Raw genomic sequence first — 16,859 nt, 5'->3', positions numbered from 1 at the left:
CCGGACGGTCCCTGCCGCCCGCCACGGAGACCGCGAGGACCGCGAGGACCGTGAGCGCCACGGAGACCGTGAGAGCCGCCAGGACCGTGAGGACGGAGAAGCGATGAGGCTCGGGCCGCGATGGGAGGTGGCGTGATGGAACCGGTCCGCGTGGTACTCGCCGGGGCGCACGGGCACGGCTCGTCGCACCTGAGGAACGTGCGGCGGCTGGCCGAGGCCGGGCTGGTGGAACTGGCCGGGGTGTGCGACGTCCGGCCGGTCGACGACCTGCCCGCCGGGACGGCGTTCTCCGACGACCTGACCGGCCTGATCGAGCGCACCGGCGCCGAGGTGACCATCCTGTGCACGCCCATCCACACTCACGCGGACCTGGCGGAGAGGGCGATGCGCGCCGGCACGCACCTGCTGCTGGAGAAGCCGCCGGCCGCCACGTACGCGGACTACCTGCGGATCGCCGAGACGGCCCGCCGGACCGGGCTGGCCTGCCAGGTCGGTTTCCAGAGCCTGGGCTCGGAGGCGATCCCCGCGGTCCGGCGGATGATCGCCGAGGGGGCGATCGGCCGGGTCGTCGGGATCGGCGCGGCCGGGGCGTGGGAGCGGCCCTACTCCTACTACGACCGGGTCCCCTGGGCCGGCAGGCGTGAGGTCGACGGCGTGCCGGTGGTGGACGGCGCCCTGACCAACCCGCTCGCGCACGCGACCGCGACCGCGCTGGCCGTCTCCGGCGCCCGGGTCGAGGACGTCGAGGTCGAGCTCTACCGCGCCAACGCGATCGAGTCGGACGACACCTCGTGCGTGCGGCTGCGGATGGACGACCGCACCACGGTGACGGTCGCGGTCTCGCTCTGCGCGGACCGGCGGCACGAGCCGTACCTGATCGTGCACGGCGAGCGGGGGCGGATCAGGCTGACCTACACCGAGGACCGGGTCGAGTCCGGCGGGACCTCGATCGTGCATCCCAGGACCGGCCTGCTGGAGAACCTCGTGGCGCACCTGCGCGACGGCGCGGAGCTGCTGGTGCCGCTGGAGCGGACCGCCGGATTCATGCGCGTCCTGGAGGCGGTACGGCTGGCGCCGCCTCCCCTGGCGATCCCGGACGTCTTCCAGGAGGTGGGCGCCGACCGGCGGGTGCTGCCCCGGATCGCCGAGGTCACGGCGGCGAGCGCGGAACGGCTGGCGCTCTACTCGGAACTGCGGGTTCCCTGGACCAGGCCCTTCCCCGGGACGGAAGGTACGGCCGGCGACCTTCCGGCCACGGTCGCCGACCCCTACGGTCACACCATGTCGGGGGACACGACAAGGAGAGGTGAAGAGCAATGATCGGACGCTCCAGGCGCCTGGCGATCGTGGCCGTGGCCGTGACCCTGGGCGCCGGACCGGCCGCCTGCGGCTCGGACGAGTCGTCGCAGGCCGACGGCGGGAAGATCAGGCTGGTCTTCTGGGACGACAACGGCGGCCCGGCGCGCACCCCGGTGTGGCAGCACATCATCGCCGAGTACAACAGGGCCAACCCCGGGGTGGAGGTCAAGTACGTCGGCATCCCGATCGCCCAGGCCCAGCAGAAGTACGACATCGCCGTCGCCGGGGGCGGCCTGCCCGACGTGGGCGGCATGTCCACCGCGGCGCTCGCCGGCCTGGTGGCCCAGAAGGCCCTGGAACCCCTGGACGAGCGGCTGTCCACCGGCAAGCTGAACGGCAAGCTGAACGAGCAGGTGCTGTCCACGGTCAGGAACACCGTGCCGGACGGCAAGACCTACATGGTCCCCATGTCCACCAACATGGGCGTCTTCTGGTACCGGACCGACTGGTTCAAGGAGGCCGGCCTGCGGCCCCCCAAGACGTGGGACGAGTTCTTCACCGCCGCCGAGAGGCTGACCGACACCGCCGACAACCGCTACGGCTTCACCATCCGCGGCGGCCCCGGCTCGATCGCGCAGATGCTGGAGGTGGTGTACGGCCAGTCCGGCATCACCGAGATCTTCGACGCCTCCGGCAGGGCGACCGTCAACGACCCCAGGAACGTGGCGGCCCTCACCCGGCTGACCGGCCTGTACAAGAGGGTCACGCCCGAGGCCGACATCAGCAACGACTACGCGAAGATGGTCGCCCAGTTCGACGGCGGCAACATCGGGATCATGCAGCACAACCTGGGCTCGTACCAGGACCACGTCAAGACGCTCGGCGTGGACAAGGTGGCCGCCGTGCCCGTGCCCGTCTCCGCCTCCGGGGCCCACTCGATCCTGTCCAACCCGGTCTCGGGCATCGGCGTGTTCGCCACCGGCAAGAACAAGGACGCGGCGTTCAGGTTCGCCGAGTTCGCCGCCTCCAAGCAGATGAACAGCCACTGGTCGGAGAAGACCGGCGTCCTCCCCGCCAACATCGAGGTCAACGAGGAGCCCTGGATCTCCGGACTGCAGCACATCTCCACCGCGCTGACGGTCCTCAACGACCCGGCGACGAAGGTCGTGCAGATGCCGTACCACCTGCCGGAGTTCAACGCGATCACCAAGACCGACATGGAGCCCGAGTTCCAGAAGGTCCTGCAGGGCACCCTGCCCGCCAAGGACTTCCTGGACGCGTTCGCGGCCAAGCTGACCGAGGCGCAGACGTCGTACAGGCAGCGCAACGGCGGCTGAGCCCCCACAGACCGGAGGTGGGTGCGTCCTCCCTGACCGGGGCGCGCCCGCCTCCCACCACCCGGAAGCGGGTGCGCCCTCCCTGACGGGGGCGCGCCCGTCTCCCACCGTCCGGAGGGCTGCCGGGACCGCACGGAGCCTCCTTCCCCCCGCCTGACCCGTGGAGGAACCACCATGAAACGAGCCGTCGCGCTCACCGCCCTTCTCTCCCTGGCGGTGCTGGCCGCCCCGGCCGCGTCCGCGTCCGTCACCGGTCCCGCCACCGATCCCGTCACCGGCCCGGCGGCCCCCGCCGCCGGGCCCCTGGGCTCCCGTACGGACCTGGGCCGCCAGACGCTCCCCGCGGGCGACGGCTGGGCCTCCGAGGGAACCGGCACCACCGGGGGCGCCGCCGCGCCCGCCTCGAACGTGCACGTCGTCTCCACCCGCACCGAGCTGGCCGCCGCGCTCGCCGCCCCCTCGCCGTCGATCGTCCACGTGAAGGGGACGATCGCCCCCGAGAGCACCTGCGCCGACTACGCCACCGGCGGCTACACGCTGGAGGGCTACCTGGCCGCGTACGACCCGGCGGTGTGGGGCAGGGACACCGTGCCCTCGGGCCCGATGGAGGCCGCCCGGGTCGCCTCGGCGGCCCGGCAGACCGCCGACGTCAAGCTCAAGGTCCGCTCCGGCACCACCCTGGTCGGCCTGGGGAAGAACGCCCGCATCCGCGGCGTCAACCTGCACGTCGACAAGGCCGACAGCGTCATCATCCGCAACATCACGTTCGAGGACACCGCCGACTGCTTCCCGAAGTGGGACCCGACCGACGGCGCCGAGGGCAACTGGAACTCCCTCTACGACAACATCACGGTGACCGGCTCCACGCACGTGTGGGTCGACCACAACACCTTCACCGACGGCGACAACCCCGACTCGGGCCAGCTGCGGTACTTCGGCAGGCCGTACCAGGTGCACGACGGACAGCTCGACATCACCAACGCCTCCAACTTCGTCACCGCGTCCTGGAACCGGTTCTCCGGCCACGACAAGACGATGCTGATCGGCTCGACCAACAACCCGGCGAACGACACGGGCAAGCTGAACGTCACCATCCACCACAACCACTTCGAGAACGTGCTCCAGCGGCTGCCGCGCGTGCGTTTCGGCCAGGTGCACGTCTACAACAACTACTACGAGATCCCCGACGCCGAGACCTTCGACTACGCGCTCGGCGTGGGCGTCGGGTCGCAGATCTTCTCCGAGAACAACTTCTTCCGCCCGGGCCGCGCGGTGGACCCGGCCGCGCTCGTCCGCAACTGGGGCGGCACCGCCCTGACCTCGCGCGGCGACGTGCTCCGCGTCGGGGGCCGGGTCGTCCCGATCGACCTCGTCGCCGTCCACAACGCGGTCAACGACCCCGACCTGGGCGCGGACGCCGGCTGGACGCCGGTCCTGCACACCGGGATCGACCCGGCCGGGTCGGTGCGCCGCGAGGTCTCCCGCCACGCGGGCGCGGGCGAGGTCCGCTAGGGGCCCCGGCGCGGATCCGGCCGGAGATCCAGGCTGTGGATCGTCACCGGAGGGCCGGCCGGGGGCCCGTCAGGGACCCCGGTCAGGTCCCCCGATCATGAACGAGCTCGATCGTTGTGACGACGGCATGCGCTCCTGTGACGGTGATCGAAGACATGTCATCCCGTTCGGCGGCGCCGTAGTCCCTCAAACCGTTGACGCGTCCGCTCGTCGTGATGCAGGAAGTCCTCGTTCGGACCGTTGCGTGGGTCGATCCCGTGCAGAAGGCTCAATGCCCGCCGTGCCACGTCGTCCCAGCCGACCTCGTCATCGGGGACCCAGCGCTATGCCCAGCGGGTCGTCTCGTCCTGGCTCATCCGCCCATCGAGAACCGCGATGAAGCGCTTCTCGATCTCATGCATCCCCGACTGCTCACTGCTGTTCACCAGTTGACCGTACGTCAAACAGGGCAAACATTGCCTGATGCGGCACTAGGTTTCGACGTTTGCGCGCCTTACGCTCCCTGTGTTGCAGGGTTCCCGGTAACGTGGCAGCGGCTGGCCTGGCCAGCTTGCCGCGGTTCGCCTGGGATTCCGGCGAGAAAGGGGTGTTTGTGGGCATACAGAAGCTGGCCAGTGATCACATGGCTGTAGTCGTGCTGGGCGAGTTCGATCCGTTGACGATCGCCCCCAAATGGCTCAGAAAGATGGACCTGATCGGCGAGGAAGACTACGACTCCTACAGCGTTGAGATCATTAGCGCCGGGGCTACGATCGTCAGCTTTGGTTCGATTCAGCTAAAGGTGCTGCCGGAAACATTGCAGGTCACTACCGATGTCGCGGCTGATGTCGAGGTGGCCAGGGACCTGGCCGCCGGAATTCTGCTGTCAAAAGGTAGCCCTGAGGTATCCATGATGGGCATCAATCGAACGGTTCATTTCGAGGCGGCCCCAGACGAGTACCACGCTATCGGTGATGCGTTAGCGCCAAAAGATGCGTGGAGTAGCATGCTACATCTGCCCGGCATGCTGAATTTGGGGATAAAGGGCGTTCGCGATGACGGCTATGGCGGCTCCATCAATGTCCAAGTCCAGCCCTCGAATGTGGTTCTTCCCGGAGTATTCGTGTCGATCAACGACCACTACGACCTTACGTACGCCGATACGGTCACCGACCGGGACAGTATTGAGCTCCTCAAGGAGGTTGTCCCTCAGCGGTCGGCCGACAAGCTCCCTTTCGCTGTAAAAATCTTGACCGATGGGTTCAGGGCCTCTCGCGGCCGTGCCCAGATGATCGTCGATCGCGTTGCATCCCTGGGCATGACGACAGGAAAAAGCCGATGACAACCGCCACCGCCATCACATCCCGGGGTCAAGGTTCCCGACGTCGTTCCCCCACTGAACCTTTGCCGCCACAGGATTTCCCTGTTCCAATTCCTGGACCCACGGTTCCGTCGGACCAGACCACTCAGGGCTCGATACAGGCCGGGCAGCCCGAGTCGATCCCGTCCACCTGGGACACTCCGGTGAGGCCGCTTGATTCACACGGCGTCACCGGCTTGCACAAGTGGGAAGGGAAAATCTTAGAGATCGACGGAGACGCTTTCACCGCCGAGCTGTACCCGATCGACGCCGAGGGAATGCCCATCACAGCGGACTTCGATTTGGAGCTGTTTGGCTCCGATGCTGCCACTGTTGTTCCTGGCGATGTGTTCTACCTGTCGGTGCGCACCATAAAGGCGCCGGGCACGCGTCCGACGCGCACCGAGAATCTGCGGCTTCGACGTCTTGGCCGCGTTACTCTTGAAGAATTACAGGCAGTGTACGCCAGAGCTGACGCTTTAATGGAGCACCTTGAGCAGCTTTTCGACTGATCCACCCGAGCCCGATGTCTTCGAGGTTTCGGTATTCGGTCCCGGCAAGGGTGAGTCTATCGTTGTGCATTTGGGTGCACGTCGATGGATTGTCGTTGATTCCTGCCGTGACCAGCGCAGCGGCGAGGTTTCCGCCTTGGAGTACCTATGCGGGATGGGCGTCAACCCTGCAACCGAGGTTCTCGCAGTCGTGGCCACTCACGCCCATGATGATCATTTCGATGGGATCGCTGACATTGTTGAAGCTTGCCCGACCGCCGTTGTTGTCACCTCACATGCGCTGATGAACCGCGAGTTTCTCGCCCTGGTCGAAGCCGAGCGGGACATCGGCGGAATCACTGACACCGCCTCCTATCGTGAATATCGGCGAATCTTCGAAATCGCTCGGAAGCGGAAGGACTCCGTCACAGGGGTACGTCCGTTGCGCAGAGCCAGCGAGAACAAGATCCTTCTGAATCTCTCCGCGCTCGGATCCGTTCCAGCTGTAACTGTGACTGCCCTGTCACCCTCGGAACACGCCATCACTCGCGCCTTCGAAGGCTTGGCCAAAAACCAGTTGCACGTGATGGGTGAGCGCACCCGTCGTTCAATGTTCGATCCCAACGAGGCATCCGTCGCCTTATGGGTGAGCGCAGGCAAGGTAAACGCGCTCCTCGGCGCAGACCTGCTGTCCGGGCCAGCCGGTTGCGGCTGGGGAGCGGTTTTGCACTCCTTCAGCCCTTCGGAGCCTGCCACCCTATACAAGGCCGCGCACCACGGATCCAGCACGTCGCACCACGAGGGCATATGGAACAAGCTTCTGGCGAATGAACCCGTGGTACTGCTAGCGCCATTCCGTCGAGGTAATGTCAACCTGCCCAAGGACAGCGACATCAAATACATCCTGGCTCACACTGACAAGGCCTGGACCACCTCACCGCGCAGGCCCACCCCTCATGGCGCATTTAGGAAGCAGGCAGCCAAGCTTGGCACTCTGGCCCGTAACCCTCGTGATCCGTACGGCATCGTTGGTCATGTGCGTGCTCGAGTCCCACTAGCAGGTGGTACCTGGAAGATTGATGGCTTCGCGCCAGCTGCACCTCTGGCAGTTCGCACCTGAGACACCCACCGGCGTGCCTGAGTGGACACGTAGAGTCCGTGATCTCCCCCGAAGCCCCGTCGCGTGACGACGGGCGTCATGGTGCCGCCTGTTCTTTCGCGATCCCGCGGGTGGTCGCGACGCGTCACCGGAGCCGGTTCCACCCGGAGAAGGTCGGCGCGTCGGCGGCCGCTCCCGATGGCATTCGCCGCGCGGGAGAGGGCCGGTGACGGCCCTCTCCCGCATGAGGAGACAGACAAGCGTCAGGCGCGGCCCTCGACGAGGGTGCCGTCGACCCGGCGGGGGATGCCCAGCGGGTTGTCGTCGCGCAGCTCGGGCGGGAGCAGCTCGGCCGGCCAGTCCTGGTAGGCGGTGGGGACCAGCCACCTGCGGATCGCGGCGGCGCCGACCGAGGTGTGGGCGGCGGCGGTGCTGGAGGGCCAGGGGCCGCCGTGGTGCATGGCCCAGCGGACCGCGACGCCGGTCGGCCACCCGTTCCAGATCAGCCGTCCGGCCTTCTTGAGCAGCACCTCTGAGCTGGGACGCGCCTCGGCCGGGTCGGTCGCGTGGATCGTCGCGGTCAGCGAGCCGTCCAGCCGCTCCAGGACGGCGGGCAGCTCGGCCGGGTCGGTGTAGACCACCACGACGGCCGCCGGGCCGAAGCACTCCTCGGCGATGCCGTGCGGGTCCCCGGCGAACGTCGTCAGGTCGGTGACGAACACCTGCGGCGTCACCGCGAACGCCCCCTCCCCCGGCTTGCCCTGGGCCAGCGAGGAGAGCTTGCCCAATCTGGCCAGCCCGTGCAGGTAGCCGCCCCGCATCCGCTCGGTGAGCATCGGGCCGCCCTCGGTGGCGGAGACCGCGTCGGCGATGGACGCCAGCAGCTCGGCGTCGTCGGGGACGAACACCAGCCCGGGGTTGGTGCAGAACTGGCCGGTGCCCAGCGTCAGCGAGGCGGCGAAGCCCTGGGCCAGGCCGTCGCGGGACGCCGACGGCAGCACCACGACCGGGTTGACGCTGCCCAGCTCGCCGTAGAACGGGATGGGGTCGGGGCGCTCGGCGATCAGCGCCTGGATGGCCTTGCCGCCCGGGATGGAGCCGGTGAAGCCGACGGCCGACACCGACGGGTGCCCGGCCAGCCGCTTGCCGGCGTCGAGCCCGCTGACCAGGCCGAGCAGGGCCGGGTCGGGCAGGGCGTCCCGGATGACCCGCCACGACAGCTCCGAGGTGCGCGGGTGGCCGTCGTGTGCCTTGACCACGACCGGGCACCCGGCGGCCAGCGCCGAGGCGGTGTCGCCACCCGCGACCGAGAAGGCGAACGGGAAGTTGCTCGCCGCGAAGACGCCGACCACGCCGGGCAGGGGATGGTTCATCCGGCGCAGGTCCGGGACGGGCGGCTGGGCCGTCGCGTGGTCGATCACCGCCTCCACGTGCCCGCCGTCCCGCAGCACCTGGGCGAAGAGCCGGAACTGGCCCGCGGCGCGCCCGACCTCGCCGCGCAGCCGGGTCTCGCCGAGCGCGGTCTCGGCGTCGGCCGCCCGCCAGAGCTCCTCGACGTTCGCCTCCAGCGCCGCCGCCACCGCCTCCAGCACGGGGGCCCGGTCGGCGGAACGCCAGGAGGGTCCGGCGATACGGGCCGCCTCGACGATCGCGTCCAGCTCGGCGTCCGGGGTCGGGGGGAAGGGATCTCCGGCGGACTCGCCGGTTCTGGGGTCAACTGAGTGGATCAAGATGAAACCTTTCCTGGATGGAGCCTCTGACGCCCCGCGGGGACCACCCTCCTACGGTAAGCGCTTTCCGTGACAACGACCACCTCGGCGGCCTGCCCGAGGCCTTCGTCCGCCCTCCCCTCGCTACCCTCCGGACCTCGCAAATCACCATGAAACACCACCGCGTCCCCCGGCCGGGCAGGGCGGGGGACGCGGTGGTGTGGACGGGACGCGGCGGGGGGACGGGGCGGAGGGGACCCGTGGTCCCCTCCGCCCGGCGGACGGCCCTCGTGGGGCGTTCGCTACGGCGCGAACACCTTGACCTCCAGGAGCCCGACGGAGGCCCCGGAGGCGCTCTGCAGCACCGCCCGCAGCCGGGTCGTGCTCACGGTGGCGAACGTCACGGTGTTGTACTGGTCGCCGGCGACGGGATAACCGCTCGCGCCGGGCACGTCCACGTAGGCCGTGCCGTTCCATGACTGCAGCTTCCACGACGCCGGAAGGTCGATGCCCTGGCCGTCGTCGAAGAAGTACACCTGGGCCCGGTTGACCGAGACCGCCGAGGGCCAGGTCAGCTGGGCCCACTGCTCGCCCTGCTCGGGCCAGGTGCCCCAGCGCGGGTTGACCGTGTCGTCGGAGGAGGACGGGTCGATCCCGTCGTTGAGCGCGGCCACCGACTCCCACGCCGAGGTGTGGGAGGCCGAGGGCGTCGCCGAGGGCGCCAGGTTGCCGGTGGGCGGCGGCTGGGTCCCGCCCCGGTTGTAGATCTTGATCTCGGTGAGACCGCTCTTGGCGCCGGAGGCGTTCGTCATCAGCACCCTGACCCGCTGGGCACTGACGGGTGCGAACCGGACCAGGTTGTAGTTGCCCTGCGGGGTGGCGGGCGTCTTCACCTGTGCGGCGACGTTCGTCCAGGTGGAACCGTCGAGGTACTGGACCTGGTACGACGACGGCGCCCGGTAGGTGCCGCTCGCCGGACGGCTGTCCTTGAAGTACAGCCTGACCTCGTCGAGGGTCCTGGCGCTGCCGAGGTTCACCTCGTACCAGTCCTGGGCGTTGGGCGAACCGCCCGCGCCCCAGAAGGGCTCGTTGGTCGGGTAGCCGTCCACGGCCGCGCCGACGCTGGTGCCGGAGGCGGTGTGCGAGGCCGACACGGCCGCGCCCTGGGCGAGGTTGGTCAGGTTCGCGCTCAGGTCGACCCCGGCCTTGGCGAGCGCGTCGACCACCCGCGCCTCGGAGTGGACGACCTGCTGGGGCGCCTGCATCCCGGGGACCGCGACGTTGTGGGCCACGGTGCCCGCGGTGCCGGTGAAGGTGACCCCGCCGGTGGCCGGGTCCCACACGAAGGGCACGAGCTGGTTGACGGTCGCGGCCCGGGTCCCGTTGACGAAGATCGAGTAGCCCTGGGGCACCCCCGGGTAGCGGGTCACGCCGTCGGCCGGGTCGTCCCAGACGATCGACAGGTCGGCGTTGCGGTAGCGGATGTTGTTGACCGCGAAGTGCGACCAGCCGATGTCGATCGGCGAGAGCTGCACCCTGTTGTCGTTGCGGGGACGCAGCCCGGCCACGTCCTCGATCAGCGTCCAGTTGCTGCTGCCGAGGATGTTGTGGTGGATCCACGAGCGGTAGGTGATGGACGAGCCGTTCCAGTTGGCCCAGAACTCGTTGGCGTCGGGCCACTGGGTGTTGCCGCCGACGTACTGCGCCCAGGCGTTCCAGTACAGCAGCTTCTTGTAGTCCTCGTTGGAGATGTAGGGGCTGGGGTAGTTGCGCAGCGCCGAGGAGTAGAGCCGGAACTGCACGGTGGAGTTGATCGTGGAGAAGTTGTTGCTGCCGGGGTTGCCGGCCGCCGCGGCCGCGGCCTTGTCCCGCTGGTTGGCCGTGTAGAAGGGGAAGATCGGGTACTCGGCGGGGTCGGCGTACAGGCGCAGCGCCTCGCGGTAGGTGGCGGTGTTGGGCATCAGGCCCACCGCGTACGGGTAGAAGTTGTTGATCTCCTTCCACGGGTTGAGCGCGTTGGTGGCCACGTGCCGGTGCTGCAGCACCTTGGCGGTGGGGTTCCACAGCACGTTGACGACCGCGTTCTGCACCCGGGTGGCCAGGGCGCGCATCTCGGCGGCCTTGGCGGTGTTGCCGATCGTCTCGTATGCCTGGGCGGCGGCCAGGGCCCCGCTGTAGACGTAGGCGGACTCGGTGCGGTCGAGGTTGCCGGCACGCCAGTGGAAGGAGACCGCGTCGGCGTCGTTGCCGGTCAGCGCGCCCCAGTCGTACTCGATCAGGCCGTTGCCGTCGCGGTCGTAGTGGCTGAGCTGGCCCTTGGCGTCGCCCTCGGCGTACCTGGCGAGGCTCGCCGCGATGGCGGGCTGGCCGCCGTGGATCTGGTAGCTCTTCCAGGCCGCCTCGCCGATGTACTGCGTGTAGCTGTTGGACCAGTTGTCCGGGTCGCCGGGGTTGTCCATGAACCGGCCGCCCCTGGAGGTCTGGCCGACCGAGAGCCAGTCACCGTAGGCGTACAGCGGGGTGCGCAGGTACTTCAGGTCGTCGATGTGCATCGGCTGGGTCAGCGCGATGGCGTTGTTGTAGCTGAGCACACCCTCGATCGAGATCGGGAACTGGTACGTCTGGCCGGGCAGGTTCGCGTCCAGGCTGTTGAACCGCATCAGCCACCAGCGGTAGTAGTAGTTCTTCTTGATCGCCGGCTCGGGCGCGTCGAAGTAGGGGATGTTCCGCGCCCACCACAGGTTGTAGGCCCGCACGTGCGTGGCGAACGCGGTGGCGCCGGTGTAGCCCTTGTAGGCGTTGTACTCGCTCAGCGACTCGGGGATCTCGTCGGTGACGAACCCCATGACCACCTTGGCCGTGGCGGTGGCCCCGGCCGCGACGGTGATCGACCGGGTGAGCGCCCCGCCGGAGGCGGTGAAGCCGTCCCCCGACAGGCGCGGGCGGATCGTGGTCAGGTTCTTGAACGAGTTCACCGTGCCGGTGAGCTCGTTGCCGCTGCCGGAGGTGGCGTACGGCGAGGCGGCCCGGAGCTGCACGGTGGTGGAGGCCGAACCGGTGTTGACGATCGAGAGGTTGGCCACCGCGACGTTGTTCTGGGTGACGAACTTGGTCTGCTCCACCCGGATGCCCGAGCCGGTGTGCACGCTCCTGTAGTGGCTGGGCGCCTGCCAGCGCTGGCTCACCTGCTCGCTGAGGGAGCCCGGCGTGACCGTCACGGTGAACGCGCTCTGGTCGTTGATGCTCTCGATGTAGGCGGCCTTGCCGGCGAACCCCAGCGTGCCCGGGGTGTGGGTCTTCATGAAGAAGGCCCGGCCGCGGGTCATCAGGATGCCGCCGTCGGCGTCGGAGGGGTCGCTGCCGGGCCGGGCGAGCAGCCGGTCGATCCAGAAGTTCGTCCCGGAGCTCTCGGCGTCGTAGATCGCCTGCATCATGTTGCCGCTCGTGTACCCGACCGGCGGCGTGGGGACGGCCGGGCCGGTGAAGGCCGGGTACCCGATGGGCTGGTCCGCGGACGCCTCCGGGGCGAGGACCGTCAGCGAGCTCACCGCGAGGCAGAGCGTCGCCGCCACGGTCATCGATCGTCGTCTGAAGCGGGCTGATGTCGGCATGCGTCACGTCCTTGGGGGGTGCCGGACCTCCTGCGGAGGATCCGGGTCGAGGGGTCTGCGCCGTCCGGCGGCGCGGCGGCGGTGTGACGGGCGTCGGGACGGCCGGCGCGGCCGGGGGGCCGCGTCCTAGTTCACGATCGGCTCCGAAAAGGTTTTCGGCAACGTTAAATTTCGATAACGGGGAACGGCCCGCGACCGTTGATCGGGAAGGCGGGTCCGTCGTAGGCTGAGCCGCGCGTGTACGAAGCCCGCACACGGTTGCGACGGCCTTGAAAGGATTTCGGTGGGTCGACGTCGGTCCGAAGCGGTGACCCTGACCGACGTGGCCAGGCGCGCCGGGGTGTCCGTGTCGACGGCCTCCAAGGCCCTCAACAACCGGTCCGAGGTCGCCGAGACGACCCGGCTGCGGGTACGGCGCGCCGCGGCCGAGCTCTCCTTCCGGCCCGGCGCGGCCCCGGGGTGGGCCGCCGCCCGTACGCGCACCGTCGGGCTGCTCACCGACGAGCGCGACGGGCGCCTGTCGATGCCGGTGCTCCTCGGCGTGGAGAGGGCGCTGGACGGCGAGGGGATGTCCGTGGTCCTCTGCGACGCGCGCGGCGACCCCCGCCGCCGCGAGCACCACCTGCGCGCCCTGGCGGCCGGGCGGGTGGACGGGCTCGTCGTCCTGGGCGAGGACGACGACGTGCGCCCGTCGCTGAGCCGCGACGTCCCGGTGCCCGTGGTCTACGTCCACGGCGAGTCCGACGACCCGGCGGACCTGTCGATCCTGGCCGACGACGCGGGGGGCGCGCGCCTGGCCGCCGAGCACCTGCTGTCGCTGGGCCGCCGCCGCGTCGGGCACATCACCGGGCCGCGGTCCCACCGCGCCGCGCGCGACCGCCTGGCCGCCCTGCGCGCGGTGCTGGACGGGTACGGGCTCGGCCTGGCCGGCGGCAGGCCGCTGCACGGCGAGTGGTCGCGCCGCTGGGGGCGGCACGCGACGCGCGCGCTGCTCGCCGCGGAGCCCGGGGTGGACGCGATCCTCTGCGGCAACGACCAGATCGCCGACGGCGTCTGCCAGGCCCTGGCGCACCTCGGCCGGACGGTCCCCGGGGACGTCGCGGTGGTGGGCCACGGCGATTGGCCGGCGCTGGCCGCCGACTGCCGGCCGCCGCTGACCACCGTCGACCCCGGCCTGGAACGGCTGGGCGCCACCGCGGCGCGCCACCTGTCGGCCGCGCTGGACGGACGCCGCGCCTCCGGCGTCGTCCGCGGCCCGGGGCGACTGGTGATCCGCGAATCGACCGGCCCGCGGGATGGCGACGAGCCATAAAAGGATTTCATCCGGCCCGGAACCATATGCCCTTGTCAGACGCCTGGACGGACTTGCTCCACGAGAGGTCGGCGACTATCTTCGACGGGGGTGCACGTCCCCCAGTAGAAAAGGTTTTCTCTCAGATGGCTCCCCAACGACACGCCACGATCACCGACGTGGCCACCCGCGCGGGGGTGTCCATCGCGACGGCCTCCAAGGCGCTCAACGGGCGCGGCCAGGTGCGCGCCGAGACCCGCGAACGGGTCTTCCGTGCCGCCGAGGAGCTCTCCTTCCGGCCCAACGCCCTGGCGCGCGGCCTGCTGTCGGGACAGACCCGCACCGTCGGCCTGCTCACCGGCGACAGCGTGGGACGGTTCGGCATCCCCGTGCTGCTCGGCGCGGAGGACGCCTTCGGCGCGGGAGAGATGGCGGTGCTGCTCTGCGACGCGCGCGGGGACGCCATCCGCGAGCAGCACCACGTCCGGACGCTGCTCACCCGCCGCGTCGACGGCCTGATCGTGGTGGGCGAGAGCACCGACCCCCGCCCGTCGATCAGCCGCGACCTGCCGATACCGGTGGTCTACGCCTACGCGCCGTCGGAGGATCCGGCGGACGTCTCGTTCGTCCCCGACGACGTGGACGGCGCCGCGCAGGCCGTACGGCACCTGCTGACCCTCGGGCGGCGCCGGATCGCCCACGTCACCGGCCCGACCCACTACCAGGCGGCCCGCGAGCGCGCCGCCGGGGTGGCCGCCGCGCTGGAGGAGGCCGGCCTGTCGCTGTCCGGCGGCCAGGTGATGTACGGCGCGTGGTCGCAGCGCTGGGGACGGCAGGCCGCCGACGTGATCCTGCGCGCCGACCCCGAGATCGACGCGGTGGTGTGCGGCAGCGACCAGATCGCGGCCGGCCTGATGGAGACCGCCCGCGAGCGGGGCCGGCGGGTGCCCGAGGACCTGGCGGTCGTCGGCTACGACAACTGGGAGGTCCTGTCCACCGAGACCAGGCCCCCGCTCACCACGGTCGACATGAACCTGGAGGCCCTGGGCCGCACGGCGGCCCAGCACCTGTTCGCCGCGATCGACGGCCGGGCCACCCCGGGCGTCCACCGGATGCCCTGCCGCCTGGTCATCCGCGACTCCACGGTCTGAGGGGCGGCCCGGGGGGGGCGACCTGACGGGCCCGCCCCGGGCGGGTTCCCGCACTGGTGGCGCGTTCCTCCCCGGTGCGGCCCGTGGCACCCAGGACCGGCCCGTGGCCCGGCCGGAGCGGCCCCTGACCGGGCGGGAGCGGCCGTCAGTTCTTGATGCCGGTGAGCGTCACCCCCTCGATGAAGTAGCGCTGCAGGAAGAAGAAGAGCGCGATGATCGGGGCGATCACCGCGGCCGAGGCGGCCATCAGGTAGCCCCACTGGGTGATGTAGACGCTCTGGAAGGAGGCCAGGCCGAGCGAGAGGGTGTACCTGCTCTCGTCGTTGAGGTAGAGCAGCGGCCCCAGGAAGTCGTTCCAGGTGCCGATGAAGGTGAAGATGGTCACCACGACGATCGCGGGCCGGGACAGCGGCAGGACGACGGTCCACAGGACCCGCCCGGGCGAGGCGCCGTCGATGTAGGCGGCCTCGTCCAGCTCGAAGGGGATGGTCAGGAAGAACTGCCGCAGCAGGAACACGTTGAACACCCCTCCCCCGGCCCCGGCGAACCAGCTCGGCACGGTGAGCGGGACGAACGTGTCGAGCGCCCCGAGCTCCTGCCACATGACGAACGTGGGGATGAGCGTCACCGCGTACGGCAGCATCACCGCGCTGAGCAGGACGGCGAAGACCGCGTCGCGTCCCCGCCAGCGCAGCCGCGAGAAGCTGAAGGCGGCGATCGAGCAGGTGATCACGGTGCCGAGCACGCTGACGACGGCGATGATCACCGTGTTGAGGAAGTAGAGGGCGAACGGCTGGGCGGTGAGCGCCTCGGTGAAGTTGGACCACCGGAAGGGCGAGGGGACCCACTCGGGGGGCGCGACGAACATCTGGGCGTCCTGCATCAGCGAGCTGCGCACCAGCCACACGAACGGCAGCAGGGTCGGCAGGGCCCCGGCCGCCAGGGCCAGGTAGACCAGCACCCTGCCGTACCGGCGGGGACGGCGCGCCGCGGCGGCACCGGCGCGGGCGGGCGGGGGGCCGGGGACACCCGGGGTGCCGGGGGTGCCGTCCCGGTCCGGGAGCGGGCGGCGCGGGGCGCCCGTCGCGGTCACCGGGCGCCCGCCATCTCGTAGTACACCCAGCGGCGGGCGTTGTGGAACATCAGGAAGGTGAGCACCATGATGATCATGAAGAGCACCCAGGCCAGCGCGCTCGCGTACCCCATCTCGCTCTCGATGAACGCCTTGCGGAACAGGTAGTAGACGTAGAAGAGGGTGGAGTGGTCGGGGCCGCCCTCGGTCATCACGTACGCCTGGTTGAAGACCTGGAAGGTGCCGACCACGCCGACGACGAGGTTGTAGAAGATGGTGGGGGTCATCATGGGCAGGGTCACGTGCCAGAAGCGCCGCAGCGGCCCGCCGCCGTCGATGGAGACCGCCTCGTACAGGTGCCGGGGCACCCCCTGCAGGCCCGCGAGGAAGATCACCATGGTGTTGCCGAACCCCCAGGTGCTCATGACGACGAGCGAGGGGATCGCGGTTCCCTCGTCGTAGATCCACTGACCGGCGGGCAGGCCGGCCTCGCGCAGCAGGGAGTTGAGCAGGCCGAAGTCGGGGTTGAAGATCCAGATCCACAGGACCACGTTCGCGATCGCCGGCACCAGCGTCGGCAGGTAGAAGACGGTCCGCCAGAGCGAGAGCCCGCGCACCCGCTGGTTGAGCAGCAGCGCGACGGCGAAGGCGACGATCAGCCCGAGCGGCACGGCGCCGAGGGTGTAGTACGTCGTGACGGTCAGCGACGTCCAGAACAGCTCGTCGGCGGCCAGCGCCACGTAGTTGTCCGTGCCCACGAAGGACGGGGTGCCGCCGATCTGCCAGTCGGTGAGGCTGAAGGCGAACGAGGCCACCATCGGCCCGGCCGTGAAGATCGCGAAACCGAGGATCGCGGGCACGGCCATGAGCACGCCCCAGCGCCGCTCCATGCGCCGCTGGCCGGAGAGCCGCCGACCGGAGAGCCGCCGGCCGGGCTGGGCGGGCATC

General features: G+C 69.8%; 12 protein-coding genes. 8 read left to right on the top strand and 4 right to left on the bottom strand.

Annotated elements, in window-relative coordinates; translation table 11 throughout:
• Positions 1-135 precede the first annotated feature (135 nt).
• The 6 genes from AB0G16_RS15110 (at position 136) to AB0G16_RS15085 (ending at position 7,098) form a co-directional block, all read left to right on the top strand.
• Positions 136-1,320: a Gfo/Idh/MocA family oxidoreductase gene (locus AB0G16_RS15110; protein ID WP_362804476.1), complete on the top strand. Its 1,185-nt coding sequence runs from the start codon at positions 136-138 to the stop codon at positions 1,318-1,320.
• A complete protein-coding gene (locus AB0G16_RS15105) occupies positions 1,317-2,636 on the top strand; it encodes a sugar ABC transporter substrate-binding protein (RefSeq protein ID WP_362804473.1) in 1,320 nt (439 codons plus the stop codon). The genes AB0G16_RS15110 and AB0G16_RS15105 overlap by 4 nt, the downstream gene beginning before the upstream one ends.
• A gap of 174 nt (positions 2,637-2,810) precedes the next feature.
• Positions 2,811-4,148, top strand: a complete 1,338-nt coding sequence (locus AB0G16_RS15100; protein ID WP_362804470.1) for a pectate lyase — start codon at positions 2,811-2,813, stop codon at positions 4,146-4,148.
• 526 nt (positions 4,149-4,674) lie between these two features.
• The gene (locus AB0G16_RS15095; RefSeq protein WP_362804468.1) at positions 4,675-5,469 is read left to right on the top strand and encodes a hypothetical protein; all 795 of its coding nucleotides are present in this window, start codon (positions 4,675-4,677) and stop codon (positions 5,467-5,469) included.
• Positions 5,470-5,651: 182 nt separating this feature from the next.
• A complete protein-coding gene (locus tag AB0G16_RS15090) occupies positions 5,652-5,999 on the top strand; it encodes a hypothetical protein (RefSeq protein WP_362804465.1) in 348 nt (115 codons plus the stop codon).
• Entirely contained in the window at positions 5,980-7,098 is a 1,119-nt protein-coding gene (locus AB0G16_RS15085) for a hypothetical protein (RefSeq protein ID WP_362804462.1), read from the top strand. The genes AB0G16_RS15090 and AB0G16_RS15085 overlap by 20 nt, the downstream gene beginning before the upstream one ends.
• Positions 7,099-7,340: 242 nt before the next feature.
• Here the strand turns inward: AB0G16_RS15085 and AB0G16_RS15080 are convergent, their stop codons facing one another.
• Both AB0G16_RS15080 and AB0G16_RS15075 read right to left on the bottom strand, forming a co-directional pair.
• Positions 7,341-8,807, bottom strand: coding sequence for an aldehyde dehydrogenase (NADP(+)) (locus AB0G16_RS15080; RefSeq protein WP_362804459.1), 1,467 nt, complete (start codon positions 8,805-8,807; stop codon positions 7,341-7,343).
• Between the two features lie 281 nt (positions 8,808-9,088).
• Positions 9,089-12,397 (bottom strand): discoidin domain-containing protein, encoded by a 3,309-nt coding sequence (locus tag AB0G16_RS15075; protein ID WP_362804457.1) that lies wholly within the window; start codon positions 12,395-12,397, stop codon positions 9,089-9,091.
• Positions 12,398-12,680: 283 nt separating this feature from the next.
• Here AB0G16_RS15075 and AB0G16_RS15070 point away from each other — a divergent pair, with 283 nt between their 5' ends.
• Positions 12,681-13,709, top strand: coding sequence for a LacI family DNA-binding transcriptional regulator (locus AB0G16_RS15070; protein WP_362804454.1), 1,029 nt, complete (start codon positions 12,681-12,683; stop codon positions 13,707-13,709).
• 125 nt (positions 13,710-13,834) lie between these two features.
• Entirely contained in the window at positions 13,835-14,839 is a 1,005-nt protein-coding gene (locus tag AB0G16_RS15065) for a LacI family DNA-binding transcriptional regulator (RefSeq protein ID WP_362804451.1), read from the top strand.
• A gap of 145 nt (positions 14,840-14,984) precedes the next feature.
• On the opposite strand, the gene AB0G16_RS15060 is transcribed toward AB0G16_RS15065, so the two are convergent.
• Both AB0G16_RS15060 and AB0G16_RS15055 read right to left on the bottom strand, forming a co-directional pair.
• On the bottom strand, positions 14,985-15,932 hold the full coding sequence (locus AB0G16_RS15060) for a carbohydrate ABC transporter permease (protein WP_362804448.1): 948 nt from the start codon (positions 15,930-15,932) through the stop codon (positions 14,985-14,987).
• Positions 15,929-16,858 carry a sugar ABC transporter permease gene (locus tag AB0G16_RS15055; RefSeq protein ID WP_362804445.1) on the bottom strand — a complete coding sequence of 310 codons (930 nt, stop codon included), beginning with the start codon at positions 16,856-16,858 and terminating at the stop codon, positions 15,929-15,931. Before AB0G16_RS15055 ends, AB0G16_RS15060 begins: the two co-directional genes overlap by 4 nt.
• Between the last annotated feature and the right edge of the window lies 1 nt (position 16,859).

Source organism: Streptosporangium sp. NPDC023615 (genome assembly GCF_040640155.1).
Classification (GTDB): Bacteria; Actinomycetota; Actinomycetes; order Streptosporangiales; family Streptosporangiaceae; genus Streptosporangium.
The sequence above is the reverse complement of the archived record's forward strand: the minus strand, read 5'-3'. Positions and strand labels throughout refer to the sequence as shown.